This is a genomic window from Advenella sp., assembly GCF_052108595.1.
Classification (GTDB): Bacteria; Pseudomonadota; Gammaproteobacteria; order Burkholderiales; family Burkholderiaceae_B; genus Advenella.
Genome location: NZ_JBQEAU010000144.1, coordinates 8,135 through 9,223 on the forward strand (window position 1 = coordinate 8,135; position 1,089 = coordinate 9,223).

A 1,089-nucleotide genomic window follows, 5' to 3' on the forward strand; every position below is an offset into this window, starting at 1 on the left:
CCGTCGATCAGAAGATCCGGCTGCGCCTGTCTGACCAGACTGGTGGCGTGCTGGACCTTGGTCACGTTGACATGTTGCGCACTTCCCAGGGTCGAGAACGATAACATGGCAATGCGTGGCGCCTCGCCCAGCAGCGCGCTTGCGCTTTTTGCCGAGTCAAGGGCAATACGTGCCAGTTGTTGTGCATCCGGATCGATGACCAGGCCGCAATCGGAAAAAATCATGCCACCCTTGGTTGGGTGGTGCTCGTGTTCAAAAATCATCAGAAAGAAACTGGACACGATGCTGCCGGCAGAGGCGCTGGCGCCCACCACCTGAAGTGCAGTGCGAACCACATCTGCTGTCGTGTGAACGGCACCGGCGACCGAGCCGTCGGCGTCACCCATCTGCAGCATGAGATTGGCAAAGCACAGCGGTTGTGCAATGGCTTGCTGTGCCTGTTGCAGTGTCATGCCTTTTTTCTCGCGCAAGCGGTACAGCTGTTGAGCATAATGTTCACGCGCTTGGCTGGTCGCTGGGTCGGTAATGGTCATGCCCGAGATATCCAGGCCATGCTGGCTGGCGATCGCGGCGGTTTGCACCGGATCGCCCACCATTATGACATCAGCAATACGGTCCCGCTGTGCCCGTATTGCTGCTTCAAGCACGCGCGGATCCTGGGCTTCGCACAGCACGATGCGTTTCGGGTCGGCTTTCGCCGTTTCGACGATGCGTTGCAAAACGCCCATGATGTGCTCCTCAGGTTGCGCTAGTGGATTAGACGTAGTCTTTGTATTTGTCCAGGAACCGTACAGGTTTGGACAACGCATCGCGGCGGAACGGATCCCCAAGTTCGCGGGTGCACATGATTTCAATAACGCAGGTTTTGCCTTCGTTCATCTGCATGTCCACGGCTTTTTTCAGGGTCGGACCTACATCTTCCAGTTTGTCGACCACGAAACCGGTAGCACCCATGGCTTGCGCGATTTCCGCAAAGCTCTGGTTATCCAGTTCGCCGGCAACAAAGCGGCGGTTATAGAAATCCACCTGGTTTTTCTTCTCTGCACCCCACTGACGGTTATGGAAGACCACTGCGGTGACCGGAATGTC

Annotated in this window: 2 protein-coding genes; both read right to left on the reverse strand. The window is 56.7% G+C overall.

Annotated features, from left to right (window positions below; translation table 11 throughout):
- Nucleotides 1-728: phosphate acyltransferase (locus ACTIKR_RS18870; RefSeq protein ID WP_442328679.1), on the reverse strand; the 728-nt coding region annotated here is incomplete at its 3' end.
- Nucleotides 729-756: 28 nt separating this feature from the next.
- A partial coding sequence (locus ACTIKR_RS18875; protein WP_442328680.1) for a thiamine pyrophosphate-dependent enzyme occupies nucleotides 757-1,089 on the reverse strand: 333 nt, incomplete at its 5' end.